At 55.1% G+C, this 17,544-nt stretch carries 15 protein-coding genes and 1 tRNA gene; 7 read left to right on the top strand and 9 right to left on the bottom strand.

The features are described 5' to 3' along the window. Nucleotides 1-221: 221 nt before the first annotated feature. The 6 genes from ACTHSL_RS10425 to ACTHSL_RS10400 all read right to left on the bottom strand — a co-directional run bounded on the left by ACTHSL_RS10425 (nt 222) and on the right by ACTHSL_RS10400 (nt 5,355). The gene (locus tag ACTHSL_RS10425; RefSeq protein ID WP_440381352.1) at nt 222-548 is read right to left on the bottom strand and encodes an FKBP-type peptidyl-prolyl cis-trans isomerase; all 327 of its coding nucleotides are present in this window, start codon (nt 546-548) and stop codon (nt 222-224) included. 116 nt (nt 549-664) lie between these two features. Then, entirely contained in the window at nt 665-2,509 is a 1,845-nt protein-coding gene (locus ACTHSL_RS10420) for a ribonuclease catalytic domain-containing protein (RefSeq protein WP_440381351.1), read from the bottom strand. 76 nt (nt 2,510-2,585) lie between these two features. Continuing rightward, a complete protein-coding gene (gene dksA / locus ACTHSL_RS10415; RefSeq protein ID WP_049254607.1) occupies nt 2,586-3,002 on the bottom strand; it encodes an RNA polymerase-binding protein DksA in 417 nt (138 codons plus the stop codon). Between the two features lie 234 nt (nt 3,003-3,236). After that, nucleotides 3,237-3,788 carry a YggT family protein gene (locus ACTHSL_RS10410; protein ID WP_440381350.1) on the bottom strand — a complete coding sequence of 184 codons (552 nt, stop codon included), beginning with the start codon at nt 3,786-3,788 and terminating at the stop codon, nt 3,237-3,239. Between the two features lie 2 nt (nt 3,789-3,790). Beyond that, a complete protein-coding gene (gene proC / locus ACTHSL_RS10405; RefSeq protein ID WP_440381349.1) occupies nt 3,791-4,588 on the bottom strand; it encodes a pyrroline-5-carboxylate reductase in 798 nt (265 codons plus the stop codon). A gap of 71 nt (nt 4,589-4,659) precedes the next feature. Then, nucleotides 4,660-5,355 (bottom strand): YggS family pyridoxal phosphate-dependent enzyme, encoded by a 696-nt coding sequence (locus ACTHSL_RS10400; RefSeq protein WP_440381348.1) that lies wholly within the window; start codon nt 5,353-5,355, stop codon nt 4,660-4,662. A 129-nt stretch (nt 5,356-5,484) separates the two neighbouring features. Between ACTHSL_RS10400 and ACTHSL_RS10395 the strand changes: the two genes are divergently transcribed. From ACTHSL_RS10395 to ACTHSL_RS10380, 4 genes are all read left to right on the top strand, one after another. Then, nucleotides 5,485-6,522, top strand: coding sequence for a type IV pilus twitching motility protein PilT (locus ACTHSL_RS10395; protein ID WP_049248115.1), 1,038 nt, complete (start codon nt 5,485-5,487; stop codon nt 6,520-6,522). Between the two features lie 20 nt (nt 6,523-6,542). Beyond that, on the top strand, nt 6,543-7,775 hold the full coding sequence (locus ACTHSL_RS10390) for a PilT/PilU family type 4a pilus ATPase (RefSeq protein ID WP_440381347.1): 1,233 nt from the start codon (nt 6,543-6,545) through the stop codon (nt 7,773-7,775). Between the two features lie 1,042 nt (nt 7,776-8,817). Beyond that, complete coding sequence (locus ACTHSL_RS10385) at nt 8,818-10,851, top strand: M3 family metallopeptidase (RefSeq protein ID WP_440381346.1); 2,034 nt, start codon at nt 8,818-8,820, stop codon at nt 10,849-10,851. 123 nt (nt 10,852-10,974) lie between these two features. Next, nucleotides 10,975-11,050 (top strand) — tRNA-Lys (locus ACTHSL_RS10380). Nucleotides 11,051-11,217: 167 nt separating this feature from the next. Here the strand turns inward: ACTHSL_RS10380 and sstT are convergent. From sstT to ACTHSL_RS10365, 3 genes are all read right to left on the bottom strand, one after another. Further along, a complete protein-coding gene (gene sstT / locus ACTHSL_RS10375) occupies nt 11,218-12,432 on the bottom strand; it encodes a serine/threonine transporter SstT (protein ID WP_440381345.1) in 1,215 nt (404 codons plus the stop codon). Between the two features lie 97 nt (nt 12,433-12,529). Next, entirely contained in the window at nt 12,530-12,889 is a 360-nt protein-coding gene (locus ACTHSL_RS10370) for a YbaN family protein (protein WP_440381353.1), read from the bottom strand. Continuing rightward, a complete protein-coding gene (locus ACTHSL_RS10365) occupies nt 12,889-13,506 on the bottom strand; it encodes a DUF1415 domain-containing protein (protein WP_440381344.1) in 618 nt (205 codons plus the stop codon). Before ACTHSL_RS10365 ends, ACTHSL_RS10370 begins: the two co-directional genes overlap by 1 nt. Before the next feature lie 229 nt (nt 13,507-13,735). Between ACTHSL_RS10365 and ACTHSL_RS10360 the strand changes: the two genes are divergently transcribed. From ACTHSL_RS10360 to ACTHSL_RS10350, 3 genes are all read left to right on the top strand, one after another. After that, nucleotides 13,736-14,617 carry a DMT family transporter gene (locus ACTHSL_RS10360; protein WP_440381343.1) on the top strand — a complete coding sequence of 294 codons (882 nt, stop codon included), beginning with the start codon at nt 13,736-13,738 and terminating at the stop codon, nt 14,615-14,617. Nucleotides 14,618-14,780: 163 nt separating this feature from the next. Beyond that, nucleotides 14,781-16,676 (top strand): tRNA uridine-5-carboxymethylaminomethyl(34) synthesis enzyme MnmG, encoded by a 1,896-nt coding sequence (gene mnmG / locus ACTHSL_RS10355; RefSeq protein WP_440381342.1) that lies wholly within the window; start codon nt 14,781-14,783, stop codon nt 16,674-16,676. A 115-nt stretch (nt 16,677-16,791) separates the two neighbouring features. After that, nucleotides 16,792-17,217, top strand: coding sequence for an AAA family ATPase (locus tag ACTHSL_RS10350; protein ID WP_440381341.1), 426 nt, complete (start codon nt 16,792-16,794; stop codon nt 17,215-17,217). Nucleotides 17,218-17,544 lie beyond the last annotated feature (327 nt).

Here is a 17,544-nt window from a genome sequence, read left to right as displayed (position 1 = left end):
TGCCAATCAATCACCTGATCCAACTTCAATAGTGGGAAGCGGTCGATGTGTTTGGCAATCATGGCTTGTGCGGTTTGTTGGAAGAAGGTGCTCATGAGAAATCCCCTAAATGTCTTGATGGGAATTTAGGAGATTTTGCAAAGGTCTCAGGCCGTCTGAAAACGGGATTGGCAAAAAAATCCCTGTTTTCAGACGGCCTCTTGCCTATGGATGCGGTGCAATCAGTCGTGCACTTTCAGCAGTTCCACTTCAAACACCAGCGTGGCGTTCGGCGGAATCACGCCGCGTGCGCCGCGTGCGCCGTAGCCCATTTCCGGCGGGATGGTCAGTTTGCGTTTGCCGCCTTCGCGCATGCCGCCGAAGCCTTCGTCCCAGCCGCGTATCACTTGTCCGACGCCCAGCGTGATGGTCAGCGGCTGGCGGCGGTCGAGGCTGGAATCGAATTTGGTGCCGTCGGTCAGGTAGCCGCTGTAATGTACGGTGATTTCCTTGCCTTTCTCGGCGGTTTTACCGCTGCCGGTTTCAATATCTTCAATAATCAGGGTCATGATGCTTCCTTTCTTGTCAGTGGAAAAATAAGGCTTTCAGGCTGTCTGAAAACAGGTTTTTGCCGAATGAAAGCCGTCCGGCAAAGCGTTGGTGCTTTTTCAGACGGCCTTTTGCGTCAGACGACGGCGTTCAGGTAGGAGAGGGCGATAAAGCGTTTTTCGCTGTCGATTTCGGCAATTTTGAGTTTGACCGTGGTACGCGGCGGCAGTTCGGGCGGGATGCCGGTCGCGCGGACGACCAACGGCAGGCCGTCAATACGGACAAGGTCTTCTTTCAAGATTTGCGCCTGCGTTTCAACGGCGTTTTGCTGCTCCAGCCAGACAAGGCTCCAATAGCTTTCCAAGTCGCGCTGGAAATCCTGATAGGCGGTGTAGGCGGATTCGAAGTTGCCGACTTCGGCAAACAGGCCGGGATCGCCGTTTTTAAAGCGGGCTTCGGCGGCGGGGTCGATCAGGCTGATGAGTTGTTTTTGGTTGACATAGTCGGCGGCGCGGCGCAGGGGCGAGGTAAACCAGCCGTAGTGCTGCACGCCCATGCCGATGTGCGGTTCGGATTTGGTGCTCATCCGTACTTTGCCCAAAGCCGGTTGGACGCGGAACAGGCCGGGCAGGTCGTTGTCGTGCAGCATTTCCGCCCAGGTGCTGTTGGCCAGAATCATCATTTCGCTCACCAGTGTGTCGATGGGCGAGCCGCGTTCGCGCCTGCTGATTTGCACTTGGCCGTCTGAAAGCAGTTCGATGCCGTAGTCGTATTGCGGCGGCCGGTCGGGTTCGTATTTGCCGCGCTGTTTTTGCAATTCGACGGCCAGGCGGTAGAACCAGGCCAAGTCGTTGTGGTGCGGGAAGGCGTTGCCGCCCTCCAGGCCGGTTTCGCGGTTGAAGTGCGGTTCTATGGTTTGGATGCGCAAGTTGTCGGCAATGGCGACGCGCTCGATTTTGCATTCGGGCTTGCCCACGCGCCACTCGGCATCGACGTCGAAATAGATGCTGACGGCAGGCTGTGTTTTGCCTTCGTCCAGGCTGAAGGCCGCAACCCATTCGTCGGGCAGCATGGTGATTTTGCCACCGGGGAAATAGGCGGTGCTTTGGCGTTGGAAGATGATTTTTTCCATGGCGTCGCCGGCCTGCACGGCCAGCGCGGGGGCGGCGATGTGGATGCCGATTCGGCGGCCGCCGTCCGGCAGGTTTTGCACGGAAAGCGCGTCGTCCACTTCGGTGGTGGAGTCGTCGTCGATGGAAAAGGCGGCGATGCCTTCGGCCTGCGGTAGGTCGGCGGTGTCGGGAACGGGCGGTGCGGCGCACTCCCGCGGGAAATGCCGCAGTTTGAAGCCGTCGAGCAGGTATTGCGGCAGGGATTGGATGCCGTCTGTTTGCTTCGCCAGTTCGTAAAACGAGAGTTTCAGGCTGTCGGCGGCTTTGGCAAAGGCTTTGTAGGTCAGCGACTGTTTGTCCGGCATGTGGAGGATGGCCGGCAGGTCGGCGGCGATTTCGGGTGGCAGTTCCCCGTTTTTCAGACGGCCTGTCCATTCCTCCATCAGGGCTTCCTGTTGTTTTTTGCGCTCGATGGCGGCCAGTGCCTGTTTCAGGGTTTCTTCCGGCGCGGCTTTGAAGACGCCTTTGGCTTTTTTATAGAAGTACATCGGCGCGGCGTAGAGGGCGATCAGTGTCGCGGCGAGTTCGGTTTTGGACGGGGCATGTCCGAAATATTCTTCGGCGGCGGCGGCGGCGGTGAACTCTTCTTCGCCGCAGGTTTCCCACAGCAGGTCGGTGTCGATTTCGGCGGCTTCGTTTTGCGCTTTTTCGAGAAAGGCGGCCATGTCGCCGTCAAACTCGGCAAAAACGTTGGCGGCTTTGACTTTGGTGCGCTTGCCGTGCTGAGTGTCGGCCTGATAGGTGGAGTCGTTTTTCTGGATGACGGCGGCCACTTTGAATTGGCCGGATTCTTCGTAAAATATGTTCATGGTCGGGGGAGGGCTTTAAAACGGGATAAAGGCCGTCTGAAAAGGTTTTTCAGACGGCCTGGGAAATGGGCGGCACTTAGTCGGCAAACTGTTTTTTCATCCGTTCGCGGCGTTCCTGCGCTTCAACGGACAGGGTGGCGGTCGGGCGCGCCAGCAGGCGTTTGAGGCCGATGGGCTCGCCCGTGTCTTGGCAGTAGCCGTATTCGCCTTCGTCTATCAGGCGGATGGTGGCTTGGATTTTACCCAGCAGTTTGCGTTCGCGGTCGCGGGTGCGCAGTTCGAGCGCGTATTCTTCTTCCTGTGTGGCGCGGTCGGCCGGATCGGGAGCCGTTTCGTGCTTTTTCAGCTCGATGGCGGTGTTGGACGCGTTTTCAATCAGTTCGTCCTGTTGTTTGACCAGCAACTCGCGGAAAAACGCCAGCTGGTCTTCATTCATGTATTCTTCTTCCGGACCGTTCCAGTTGATGATGTCTTGTTCGGTCAGTTTGGCCATAACGGTTCCTCTTTTGGTTTTATGTTTTATGGTCTGAAATCGCCGCGCCGCAAAATCGGCTGCCGCAGGATTCGGTACAGATGGATTTCCGGCTTCCAATTGCTTGTAATGACTTCGGTTTTCGTCATAAACAGCCGCATCCGCGCCAAATGAGAGGCGGCATCATAGCATGATTTGCCGATTTAACCTTTATTTTTCATTTTATTACATTTTTTAATCATAGGCGTTGCCGCATTACCAAATCAGCCATAAGTTCAGCCTGCCGGTCAGTGCGGGCAGGGCTTGCGTCAGCCAGAGCCAAAGCAGCACCGACGGCGGCAGGGCAGAAAGTTTGCGCGGCAGGTGCAGGCCGGAAAACGGGCGGCATATGGGACGGCAGATGCGGTTTAGGCTGTCGGCCAAAGCATCGTTTTCCGTCTGCCTCAGGGCGTGGAGGAGCAGGCAGCAGAGCAGGGCGTATGCCGCCGCTTCGGAAAAAGCCAGTACGGCAAACAGCCAGGCGGCGGCAAAGCCTTTGCCGCCGGAGAACAAGGTTTCGTTGTTCAGCCATAACAGGGCGGTACAGGCGGCATAATCGACGGCCGCTGCGGCCAGCAGGCAGGCACCGTCCCAACGGTGCAGCGGCGGGACGACCCGGCGCAGCGGTTCAACCAGGAAGTCGGTGGTACGGCGGCACAGCCGCAAGAGCGGATGGGAATGCGGCAGCTTTGCGGCCTGAAGCAGAAACCTTATCCAGCACAAGGTGGCAAACAGGCAGGCGGCCAGCAATACCGCGCGAACCCACATGTTCAGACGGCCTCAAACTGTTTGGCCAACTCCCGCGAACGGTTGACGCACGCTGCCACGCCTTTTACGACGGTTTCGGCAACTTGCCCGGCCTTGAAGGTTTCGATGGCCTCGTGGGTGGTTCCGCCTTTGGAGGTAACGTTTTGCTGCAATACGGCGAAATCCTCTCCCGTCTGCTCGGCCAGCGCGACGGCTCCCTTGAAGGTTGCCAAACTCAGCCTGTGCGCCTCTTTTTCGCCGAAACCCTGCTGTCGGGCCGCCTGTTTCAGCGCATCCAGCAGATAAAACACATAGGCCGGCCCGCTGCCGCTGATGCCGGTAATATCGTGCAGCCGCTCTTCGCCGTCGAGCCATACGGTGATGCCGACCGCACGCATAATGCTGTCTGCCACGGCTTTGTCTTGGTCGGAAACACTGTCGTCGGCAAACATCCCCGACACCCCAAAACCGATTTTTGCCGGCGTATTCGGCATCACGCGGACAATGCGGCGCGTTCCGCCCAGATAGCGGCTTAAGGTGGCGATACTCAATCCGGCGGCGACGGACAATACCAGCGCGCCGTTGGTTTGCACGCCTTGGCAGGCGGCCTGCATGTCCTGCGGTTTGACCGCCAATACCAGCACGTCGTCCGCTGCCAGTTCGGGGAGTTTTTCAGATACGGACACGCCCAACTCCTCTGCCAGACGTTCGCGTTTTTCTTTACCTCGGTTGGCAATGTGCACCCGATGGCCGCCCTGCCTGACCAATCCGCCCGCAATCGCGGCAGCCATATTGCCGCCACCCAAGAAATAGATGTTCATTTTGCAACCCTCCTATCCTGTCCTATTCATGAGGCCGTCTGAAAAACATTTTCAGACGGCCTCATCACGATTTATTTGTTGTAATCCCGTCGGCCGAAAATCGCACTGCCGATGCGGACGTGGGTTGCACCGCATGCGACGGCAATCTCCATATCGCCCGACATACCCATAGACAATACGTCCGCCGCCACGCCTGCCGCATTCAATTCCGCCAACAGCGCCCGCATCCGGCCGAATGCTTCGCGCAGTTCCGCCTCGCCGGCATCGGCTTTCGCCACGCACATCAACCCGCGCATTTTGAGGTTCGGCAGCTTTGCCACTTCGCAGGCCAGCGCAACCGCCTCATCCGGTGCGACACCGTGTTTGGTCGCCTCGCCCGCAATGTTCACTTCGATGCACACCTGTAGCGGCGGCATTTCAGACGGCCTCTGCGCGCTCAAACGTTGGGCGGTTTTCAGACGGCCTATGGTATGCACCCAGTGGGCGCGTTCGGCCACGAATTTGGTTTTATTCGACTGCACGTCGCCGATGATGTGCCACACGATGTCGGACAAATCGGCCAAATCCTCGGTTTTTTCATACCATTCCTGAATATAGTTTTCGCCGAAATCGCGCTGTCCGGCGGCATACACTTCGCGGATGTCGCCGGCGGGAAAGGTTTTACCCACCGCCACCAGCCGCACGCTTTCAGACGGCCTGCCTGCCTCGGCGGCGGCACGGGCAATGTCCGAACATACATTTCGGTAATTCTGTTGCAGGGTTGTCATCTTAACTGCCTGTTATTCGTGATTTTTTAAAAAATACGCAGATTTACATGGAATAAAGCGTTATTCTTATTTAAAATACCATGTTATTTTTTGCAAGAAATTGTAACGTAAAAAGACAAAGGCCACATTATGCAAATTACCGACTTACTCGCGTTCGGCGTGAAAAACAAAGCATCCGACTTACACCTCTCTGCCGGTCTGCCTCCGATGATCCGCGTACACGGCGACGTTCGCCGCATCAACCTGCCCGAAATGAATGCCGAAGAAGTCGGTCATATGATTACCTCGGTGATGAATGACCTGCAACGTAAAAATTACCAGCAAAATCTGGAAACCGACTTTTCCTTCGAACTGCCCAACGTGGCCCGTTTCCGTGTGAACGCGTTCAACACCAACCGCGGCCCGGCCGCCGTATTCCGTACCATTCCGAGCAAAGTGCTGACGCTGGAAGACCTGAAGGCTCCGCGCATCTTCCAAAAAATCTCCGAAAACCCGCGCGGCCTGGTGTTGGTAACCGGTCCGACCGGCTCGGGTAAGTCGACCACTTTGGCGGCGATGATCAACTACATCAACGAAACCCAATCATCCCACATCCTGACCATCGAAGACCCGATCGAGTTCGTGCACGAGAGTAAAAAATGTCTGATCAACCAGCGTGAGCTGCATGAACATACCCACAGCTTCGCCAACGCTCTGCGTTCTGCCCTTCGTGAAGACCCGGACGTGATTCTGGTGGGCGAGATGCGTGACCCGGAAACCATCGGCCTCGCACTGACCGCCGCCGAAACCGGCCACTTGGTATTCGGTACGCTGCACACCACCGGCGCGGCTAAAACCGTGGACCGTATCGTCGACGTATTCCCGGCCGGCGAAAAAGAAATGGTGCGTTCGATGCTGTCCGAATCCCTGCGCGCGGTCATTTCGCAAACCCTGCTGAAGACGCGCGACGGACAAGGCCGTGTCGCCGCCCATGAAATCCTGATTTCCACCGCTGCCGTGCGCAACCTGATCCGCGAAAACAAAATCGCCCAAATCGGTTCCGCCCTGCAAACCGGCCAATCTCATGGTATGCAAACCCTCGACCAATCGCTGCAGGCCTTGGTGCGCACCGGCGTCATTTCCCAAGAAACCGCCCGCGCCAAAGCGCAAAATGCCGACTTTATGTAATTCACGGATGGAGAACCATCATGAGCGAAATCCAAAATTTGAACAACCTGCTGAACGAAATTGTGGCGGATCACTCTTCTGGTGAAAATCCGCATCTGAGTAAGGGTAGTCCGGCAGAAATCGGTAAACATCTGCACCCACTTTTGGCACGAATGTGCGAGGAAGCGGAAAAACGTGGTGCTTCGGATATCTTTATCAGCTCCGGCTTCCCGCCTTCGATTAAAATTGATGGTAATTTGATTCCTGTACCGCTGCCCGCATTAACCGCCATCGATACGGAAAAAATTGTTGCCTCCACCATGAATGAGCAGCAACAGACTGATTTTGCCAACCAATTGGAAATCAACTACTCCGTCCAGTCCAAAGGCAATGTGCGTTACCGTGTCAACGCCTATCACGAACAAGGCCGCTGCGGGCTTGTGATGCGCCGCATCAATACCGAGATCCCTTCGGTGGAAGACCTGGCCCTGCCGTTGAAACTGAAAGAGTTGGTCATGCAGAAACGCGGCCTGCTGATTTTGGCCGGCGCGACCGGTTCGGGTAAATCCACTTCGATGGCGGCCATGCTTGACCACCGCAACCGCAACTTGGCCGGCCACATCATTACCATCGAAGACCCGATCGAATACCTGCACGTTCCGCGCCGTTCTATTATTACCCAGCGCGAAATCGGCATCGATACCGCCAGCTGGGAAGTTGCCGTGCAAAGCGCGATGCGTCAGGCACCGGATGTAGTCTGTGTGGGTGAGGTTCGATCGGTAGAAAGTATGGAATATGCACTGCAGCTGGCACAAACCGGCCACCTATGTATCTTCACCATCCACGCCACCACGGCCAACCAAACCATCGAACGTATTATGAACCTGTATCCCGAAGAGCGGCATAAACAGGTATTGATAGATTTGGCGATGAACCTGGTGGGCATTATCGGCCAACGTCTTGTTGTGAAAAAAGGCGGTAAAGGGCGTACTGCCATTGTCGATTTGATGATTAATACACCTGCCGTGCAAGATTTGGTATTCAAAGGCGATCTGATGGGCATTAAAGACCTGATGACGCGCGGCCAGGGCGACGGCATGCAAACTTTTGACCAGCACTTGTTCGACCTTTATGTTGCCGGCACTATCGATTATGACGAGGCTATCCGCCAGGCCGACTCCGCCAACGACTTGCGCTTGCGCATTCAGTTATACGAAGAAGGCAATAAAACCGAGCATATTTTCGACCGCGTTAGCGATTTGAACCTAATTTAAGCAATTTGGATAAGCTGTATTTTTATACTGCCAAAACAGTATGATTATGCAGACAACCGCAATAGCGGTTATGAGAAATGTATTTTCAGACAACCTTTATGTCGGACCAAATCTGTCTCAACTGCAAGGGGTCAGGAGCATCTGAAAAATAAAGGGGGCTGACGTGGATGAGCAGTTATGCTCATCCACGTCAGCCCCCTTTATTAATCTTGGCAGAATGAACCCAAACATGAATATTACCTTTTATCACGGCACAATGGATCCATAATGAATAGCAAAGTTTTATCTTTAATACGACAGAAAAGAAATGTCAAACGATGTCATTGGTTATACCAAGGGGCTTAGGAAGCTTATCACTATATTGAGTGATAAGCTTCCTAAGCCCCTTTTTAAATTAGTACTCATTGTTCACTTTTCTTTTCAGGAGACCTTTGCAAAAATAGTCTGTTAACGAAATTTGACGCATAAAAATGTGCTAAAAAATTTTCAATCGACTAAAACCTTTCTGATACTGAGAAAAAAGTGGAAGAAATCAGGGAGGTTCCTCATTTTGAAAATGGTGTTGAGCATAAAATTTTAATAACTTATGTTATTGCAAAGGTCTCTTCAGGTAACAAAACTTCGGAAGCCGAGACTAAGACAGTAGTGTGCACCACCACACCCCGCTGTGAAACCGCAGCTACCCCCCTCCCCCGAGGAAAGGCAGTATGAAGACAAAGGATATGGCTTCCTTTGCGATTTGAACCTAGTATTAAATAACTAGGAACTGGAAAACGTGTAAGGAAATACGCCGCACGGCCGGAAAGTGTGCGGCTTTAGCAAAGGCGGTTTGAAAGCGTTTTATCCCGATTCAAACCGCCTTTTTTGCACCCAGCCTTCCCGCACCTGTGCCGGAAGCGGAGGGAGGCCGTCTGAAAGTTTGCTGCGGGGCTGGAATTTCGGCAAACACCCCCATTTAGCGGCCTGTTCCGTTTTATTTTGCCGGAGGCGGCGTTTTCAGACGGCCTCCATCCGATTAATCTCCCCCGAACGAGAAACCGATATGAGCGACAACGTATTACTAAACCTCGGCGATGAGCCGCGCTATTCCGACATCCGCCCCGCCGACATCAAGCCCGCGATGCAGGCCGCGATGGCCGAAGCCCGCGCCACCATCGCCGAAATCAAGGCACAGCCCGAATCCTCATGGGCGAACACGGTCGAACGACTGACCGGCATCACCGAACGCGTCGGCCGCATTTGGGGCGTGGTATCCCATCTCAATTCCGTGGTCGATACCCCCGAACTGCGCGCCGAATACAACGCCCTGATGCCCGAAGTAACCGTCTTCTTTACCGAAATCGGCCAAGACATCGAACTGTACAACCGTTTCAAAGCCATCAAAGCCTCGCCCGAATTCGCCGCCTTGAACGAAGCGCAGAAAACCAAGCTGGAACACGACTTACGCGACTTCGTGTTGAGCGGTGCGGAACTGCCGCCGGAAAAACAGGCACGGCTGGCCGAATTGCAAACCGAAGGGGCGCAGCTGGCCGCCCGCTTTTCTCAAAACGTGCTCGACGCAACCGATGCCTTCACCCTGTACTTCCCTGACGAAGGCCGTCTGAAAGGCCTGACCGACGACGAAAAAGCCATGTTTGCCGCCGCAGCCGAAGCGGAAGGCAAAAGCGGCTACAAAATCGGATTGCAGATGCCGCACTATCTGGCCGTGATGAAACACGCCGACGACCGCGAATTGCGCGCCGAAATCTACCGCGCCTACGTTACCCGCGCCAGCGAACTGTCCGACGGCGGCAAATACGACAACACCGCCGACATCACCCGCCGCTTGGAAATCTCGCTGGAAGAAGCGCGGATTTTGGGTTTCGCTAACTACGCCGAACTCTCGTTGGCCACCAAAATGGCCGAATCGCCGCAACAGGTTCTGACCTTTCTGCACGACCTCGCCGCCCGCGCCAAACCGTTCGGCGAAAAAGATCTGGCCGAAGTCCGCGATTTTGCCCGCGAACATCTCGGCCTGGACGAATTGGCGGTATTCGACATCACCTATGCCGGCGAAAAACTGCGCGAAGCGAAATACGCTTTCTCCGAAACCGAAGTCAAACGCTACTTCCCCGCCGACAAAGTGCTGGCCGGACTGTTCGCCCAAATCGGCCGCCTCTACGGCGTCAAACTCGCCGAACGCACCGTGCCCGTGTGGCATCCCGACGTGCGCTATTTCGAATTGGAAAAAGACGGCTCGGTCATCGGCGGCGTTTACATGGACTTATACGCCCGCGAAGGAAAACGCGGCGGCGCATGGATGAACGACTACAAAGGCCGCCGCCGCCTGCCCGACGGCACCCTGCAGCTGCCGACCGCCTACCTCGTCTGCAACTTCACCCCGCCCGTCAACGGCAAGCCCGCCTACCTCAGCCACGACGAAATCGTTACCCTCTTCCATGAAACCGGGCACGGCCTGCACCACCTGCTGACCCGCGTGGACGAACTGGGCGTATCCGGCATCAACGGCGTGGAATGGGACGCGGTAGAACTGCCGAGCCAGTTTATGGAAAACTTCGCCTGGGAATACCAAACGCTGGCCGACATGTCGGCACACGAAGAAAGCGGCCGGCCGCTGCCGCGCGAACTGTTCGACAAAATGCTGGCGGCGAAGAACTTCCAAGTCGGCCTGTTCTTGGCGCGTCAGATGGAATTCGGCCTCTTCGACATGCGGATTTACAGCGAAACCGAAGAAGGCCGTCTGAAAAACTGGCCGCAGGTGCTGGACGAAGTACGCGCGGAAGTCGCCGTCATCAAACAGCCCGACTACAACCGCTTCGCCAACAGCTTCGGCCACATCTTCGCCGGCGGCTACTCTGCAGGCTATTACAGCTACGCCTGGGCCGAAGTGCTGAGTGCCGACGCTTATGCCGCCTTTGAAGAAAGCGACGACATCGGGCAGACCGGCACGCATTTCTGGAACGAAATCCTCTCGCGCGGCGGCTCGCGCAGCGCGATGGAATCCTTCAAAGCCTTCCGCGGCCGCGAACCGCAGGTGGACGCATTGCTGCGGCATCTGGGCTTGCAGGAAGCATAAACCCTTTCTTTTCAATTCGTTTGAGGCCGCCTGAAAAAACGGGAAGCAAATATTTTTCAGACGACCTCAAAAAAGTATTGACAAATATTCCGCAGCACTATATTATTCGCCCTTCCTTTCTTAGGGTCGTTAGCTCAGTCGGTAGAGCAGCGGACTTTTAATCCGTTGGTCGAGCGTTCGAATCGCTCACGACCCACCAAACTACACTTTTAAAAGAAAATTAGTCTCCCCGCTGATTTTCTTTTTTTTTGCCCATTTTTCCGCTTCAAAATCCAAGCGGGAAATTAGCGGTAGAAAATAGTGCAAGGCCGTCTGAAAAAACCTTAAATCAGTTTTTCAGACGGCCTCTTTTCGTTCCAAGCCGGATTATTGTTTGCGGCTGCCGTAATCGGCGGCGGCGGTAAACAACACATCGGTGGAAGAGTTCAGCGCGGTTTCGCACGAATCCTGCACCACGCCGATGACGAAGCCGACGGCTACTACCTGCATGGCAACATCGTTATCGATGTTGAACAAGCTGCACGCCAGCGGAATCAGCAGCAACGAACCGCCGGCCACGCCGGATGCGCCGCACGCGCTGATGGTCGCCACAAGGCTCAGCAGCAAAGCGGTGAGGAAATCGACTTGGATGCCTTGGGTATGGGCGGCGGCTAAGGCCAGCACGGTAATGGTGATGGCGGCTCCGGCCATATTGATGGTCGCGCCCAACGGGATGGAGATGGAATAGGTGTCTTCATGCAGGCCGAGTTTTTTCGCCAACGCCATGTTGACGGGAATATTGGCGGCGGACGAGCGAGTGAAAAACGCGTTTACGCCGCTTTCACGCAAACAGGTCAGCACCAGCGGATACGGGTTTTTCTTAATTTTCCACCAAACAATCAGCGGGTTGAACACGAATGCGACAAACAGCATACAGCCCACCAGCACCACGAGGAGGCGGAAATAGTCTTTTAACGCCCCAAAACCGGTAGCCGCCAATGTGGCGGAAATCAGGCCGAAAATACCCAGCGGTGCAAAGCGGATAACCCAGCCGACGATATTAGACACGGCGTCAGCCATATCGGCCACCATCGAACGCGTGGTGGCGGAAGCATGACGCAGGGCGAAACCCAGCATCAGGGCCCAAGCGAGGATACCGATGTAGTTACCGCCGGAAAGGGCTTTAATCGGATTGTCCACCAAATTCAGCAGTACGGTTTTCAATACTTCGCCAATACCGGAAGGGGCGGCGGAATCGACGTTGCCGCCGATTAATTTCAGTTCGGTCGGAAAAGCCAGGCCGGCGGCCACGGCCACCAGTGCCGCACCCAACGTACCGAGCAGATAAAGCAGCAGAATCGGCTTGATATGGGTTTCGTTGCCCTTTTGATGCTTGGTGATGGCCGCCGTTACCAGTACAAACACCAGAAACGGAGCTACGGCTTTCAGCGCGCCGACAAACATGTCGCCGAAAATACCCGCTGTTTTGGCGGCGGACGGGGATACGATGTATAGCAGTACGCCCAAAACCAGACCGATGACGATTTGTTGCACGGTGCTGGTGCGTTTGAGTGCCCGCAGGAAGGGATTGTTCGTTGTCATTGTGTTATCTTAACCTGATTTGAGAAAGGCTTACATTCTATAAGAAACGGGATAGATTGGATAGCCACCGAGGCCGTCTGAAAACAGTAAAGGCAGTTCAGGCATCCGGCAGACGCGACATCCAAACCGCGCTGGCCAGGCAGATGGCGGCCGTACCCGCGGTTATCCACCATTGGTCGGGGAAGCGGTAGAGCATCATCAGGCAGGACGCGGTCATCATGGTGTAGGCAAGGTATTTGGCGCGGCGCGGTACGGCGCGTTTTTCTTCCCAGTTTTGCACCATCGGGCCGAAATAAGGATGGCAGTGCAGCCAGCTGTGAAAACGCGGCGAGGCTCGTGCCCAGCAGGCGGCGGCCAGCAGGACGAACGGTGTGGTCGGCAGGATGGGAAGCACGATGCCGAGAACACCCAACAGCAGCGACACTGCGCCTGCCGTCCAAAAAAGCCAGCGCAAAATCATTTATTATCCTCCGCTTGATGAAACGGGCAGCCCTGCGGGATTTCCAATGCGTCCCAACCGCTTTTGCCCATTTTTTCCAGCAGCGCGATGTTGCGGCCGAAAATGGCTTCGGCATCAGGAAAGGCTTCGGCGGCTTTGGCGATGCTGTCTTCCCGAATCAGGTGCAAGGTCGGATAGGGGCTGCGGTTGGTGTAGTTGCCGATGTCGTCGGCCTCCGTGCCCTCGAAGCGGAAATCGGGATGGAAGGGGGCGATTTGGATGATACCCTCCAAGCCGTTGTCGATAACGGACTGATCGGCGAAATCGAGCATGTCGTTAAACTGCATGAAGTCGGTAAACAATGACGGATGCACCAGCAACGTGGTTTCCAATTCGTCCGGCGGCGAGTCGGCCAACAATGCCAGTTCGCGGTCGAGGTCTTCGAGGAAACCGTCGGTGTGTTTGGCGGTGCTGACGGCAATCCGCACGCGGTTTTTCACATGCGGCGCTTTGGCAAACGGACACAGGTTCAAGTCGATAACGGCTTTTTCCAGCCAGATTCGGGTATGTTCGGCGGCTGTGGCGGCAATATCGTTCATGTTTTCGGGCTTCAGTTGCAAATGACTCGCAATCATACGGTTTTTCGCAGCCGAAATAAAGCTTCAGGCCGTCTGAAAAACGCTGCAACAGCCTTTTCAGACGGCCTCTGTGGCAATCCCCCCACTTTGACTATACAATCCGTGCCGTGCTTTTTCAGACGGCCTTATCTATATTATTTCGCTGAAAAAGCAGATAAAAAAATCCGTTTTGCCCGAAATTCGGCATTTCGCGGCAGACGGGCGTGCAAATAAAGGAAGGGAAACCGTGTTCTACCAGATTCTCGCCCTGCTGATTTGGAGCAGTTCGTTTATCGCCGCCAAATTCGCCTACACCATGCTCGATGCGGCATTGATGGTGCAGGCGCGCCTGCTGATTTCCGTGCTTATCGTACTGCCCGTCTGCCGCCGCTATCTCGACAAAATCCCGAAAGACAAATGGAAGCCGCTGCTGTGGCTGTCTTTCCTCAATTATGTCGCGGTATTGATGCTGCAATTCATCGGCCTGAAATACACTTCCGCCGCCAGTGCGGAAACCGTAATCGGGCTGGACCCGCTGCTGATGGTGTTTATCGGCCATTTCTTCTTCCGCGACAAGGCGGAGTGGTATCACTGGCTGTGCGGCCTGACTGCCTTTGCCGGCGTCGTCATCATGATTGCGGGCGGGCATAGCGGCGGCAACATCGGCTTCTGGGGCTGCCTGATGATTGTGGCGGGCAGCGCGGTGTTTTGCAGCATTACCCGTCCGACGCAAAATCTGATTGCCGACATCGGCGCACCGGCCTACACCTCGCTCTCGCTGGCCGTATCCGCCGTGATGTGCCTGCCGTTTTCGCTGCTGCTGGCCGAAAGCTATCAAATCAACTGGATCTGGTCGGGCGGCATCGCCCTGCTCTACCTCGGCATCTGTTGCAGCTGGTTCGGCTATTGGCTGTGGAACAAAGGCATGAGCCGCGTTCCCGCCAACCTCTCCGGCCTGCTGCTCACGCTGGAGCCGGTGTTCGGCATCCTGATGGCCGTCATCGTGCTCGACGAATACATTTCCACCGTATCGGGCTTGGGAATGATGATTGTCGTCGCCTCGGCATTCGCGGCGGTGGTTCTGCCCAAAGTGCTGCCGAAACGGCCGGAAAACGGCAAGGCCGTCTGAAACCGCAGGCGGAAGCTTCCAGTTATCGCAACCGCGTTTTCAGACGGCCTTTCTCGCCCGAGGCGAAACGGCGTACAATCGCGCGTTTGATTCTCCATTTATTTTTCAGACGGCCTCTACACCTTCGGAGGCCGTCTGAAACACTTGAAACAGGCATACACACATGACCCACATGATTTACCCCAAAACCTACGACGTCATCGTCGTCGGCGGCGGCCACGCAGGCACGGAAGCCGCGCTTGCCGCCGCACGCATGGGCGCGCAGACGCTTTTGCTCACACACAACATCGAAACGCTCGGACAAATGTCGTGCAACCCGTCCATCGGCGGCATCGGCAAAGGCCATCTCGTGCGCGAACTCGACGCGCTCGGTGGCGCGATGGCGTTGGCCACCGACAAATCCGGCATCCAGTTCCGCCGCCTGAACGCCAGCAAAGGCGCGGCGGTTCGTGCCACGCGCGCACAGGCGGACCGCATTTTGTACAAAGCCGCCATCCGCGAAATGCTGGAAAACCAAGAAAACCTCGACCTCTTCCAGCAGTCGGTTGACGACGTAACGCTCGACGGCGACCGCATTTCAGGCGTAATCACCGCGATGGGCGTGGAATTTAAAGCTCGCGCCGTCGTGCTGACCGCAGGCACGTTTTTGTCCGGCAAAATCCACATCGGTTTGGAAAACTACGAAGGCGGCCGCGCCGGCGACCCCGCCGCCAAATCGCTGGGCGGACGTTTGCGCGAATTGAACCTGCCGCAAGGTCGTCTGAAAACCGGCACGCCGCCGCGCATCGACGGCCGCACGATTGATTTCTCCCAGCTCACCGAACAGCCCGGTGACACGCCCGTACCCGTCTTTTCCGTGCGCGGCAACGCCGAAATGCACCCGCGCCAAGTGTCCTGCTGGATTACGCATACCAACCTGCAAACCCACGAAATTATCCGCTCAGGTTTCGACCGCAGCCCCATGTTCACCGGCAAAATCGAAGGCGTCGGCCCGCGCTACTGCCCGTCCATCGAAGACAAAATCAACCGCTTCGCCGACAAAGACAGCCACCAGATTTTCCTCGAACCAGAAGGCCTGACCACCAACGAATACTACCCCAACGGCATTTCCACCAGCCTGCCGTTCGACATCCAAATCGCGCTCGTGCGCAGCATGAAAGGCCTGGAAAACGCCCATATCCTGCGCCCGGGCTACGCCATCGAATACGACTACTTCGACCCGCGCAACCTCAAAGCCAGCCTTGAAACCAAAACCATCCAAGGTCTCTTCTTCGCCGGACAAATCAACGGCACGACCGGTTACGAAGAAGCCGCCGCACAAGGCCTGCTCGCAGGCGCAAACGCTGTGCAATACGTCCGCGAACAAGACCCGCTCCTGCTGCGCCGCGAACAAGCCTACCTCGGCGTATTGGTGGACGACCTCATCACCAAAGGCGTGAACGAACCCTACCGAATGTTCACCAGCCGCGCCGAATACCGCCTGCAACTCAGGGAAGACAACGCCGACATGCGCCTGACCGAAGATGGCCACAAAATCGGCTTGGTGGGTGAAGAACAATGGCGCATGTTCAACGAAAAACGCGAAGCCATCGAACGCGAAATCCAACGTTTGAAAACAACGTGGTACACGCCGCAAAAACTTGCCGAAGACGAACAAATCCGCGTGTTCGGACAAAAACTCAGCCGCGAAGCCAACCTGCACGACCTCCTGCGCCGCCCGAACCTCGACTACACCACACTGATGACGCTCGAAGGCGCAGAACCCGAGTGCAGGCTGCCTGAAAACGTGATTGAGCAAGTGGAAATCCAAGTCAAATACCAAGGCTATATCGACCGCCAAAACGAAGAAATCGACAGCCGCCGCGACATTGAAACCTTAAAACTGCCTGACGACATCGATTACAGCAAAGTCAAAGGTTTATCCGCCGAAGTGCAGCAAAAACTCAACCAGCACAAACCCGAAACCGTCGGACAAGCAAGCCGCATTTCCGGCGTCACGCCTGCGGCAGTGGCGTTGCTGATGGTGCATTTGAAGCGCGGGTTTAAGGGGGCGAAGTAGGCATAGACTATCCATACTGATACATCAAAAGTAATTTATTTTAGAAAATAGGAGTACACCCATGCGTATCGAGTCTATCAGTATCAAAAATTTCAAAGGGTTCTGAAATGCTGTAATGACAGATATTCCGCCATTCTGCGTAGTTATCGGTGCAAACGGTTCGGGCAAATCAACTTTGTTTGATGTATTCGGATTTCTGCGCGATTGTTTAAAAAACGATGTGATTCGCGCTTTACAGGCATGGGGCGGATTCAGTCAGGTCATTAGCCGTAAAACAGGCTTTCAGACGGCCTCCCTCCGTTTCCGGCACGGGTGCGGGAAGGCCGGGTGCAAAAAAGGCGGTTTGAAGTGGGATAAAACGCCTTCAAACCGCCTGTTGCGGATTCCTATCCGGCCACGACAGTCATGCCCGTTATACCCTGTATTTCAGCAAATCATGCTTGGCAAGAATATTTCTGACTTCAATAGCTTTTTCCACATACTCCATATTGTCGGCAGCAATTTTGGTATCAGACAGCCAAAAAATTACACCTGTCGGTAGTTTTTTGTAGGAGACATACATTAGGCAGGACTTCTGCCGTTTCAATACGGTTGGTGTAGGTTATCCAATTAATCTTAATTTTATCAAGTTTTTTATCAATATCAAGTTCATTAACTATATTGGAAAAAGATATGTATCCAATAGAAGAATACAGTAATGGTACAACGCTAACAGTAAACTCCAAACGATCTAACAATTCACTTAAAGTAAGCTGCTCTTGCAAATCATTAGAATAATTAAAATAGACCTCCAGATTTACCCTTAACCCGAACCGTTTCCGCCTGTTGCGGTAAGGCAGCGACAAGATTTTGAATATCTTCAGCTTCC

This window comes from Neisseria sp. P0008.S010, assembly GCF_051962715.1.
Classification (GTDB): Bacteria; Pseudomonadota; Gammaproteobacteria; order Burkholderiales; family Neisseriaceae; genus Neisseria; species Neisseria elongata.
Note: the sequence above shows the minus strand (reverse complement) of the source record. Positions and strands in the feature narration are given on the sequence as shown.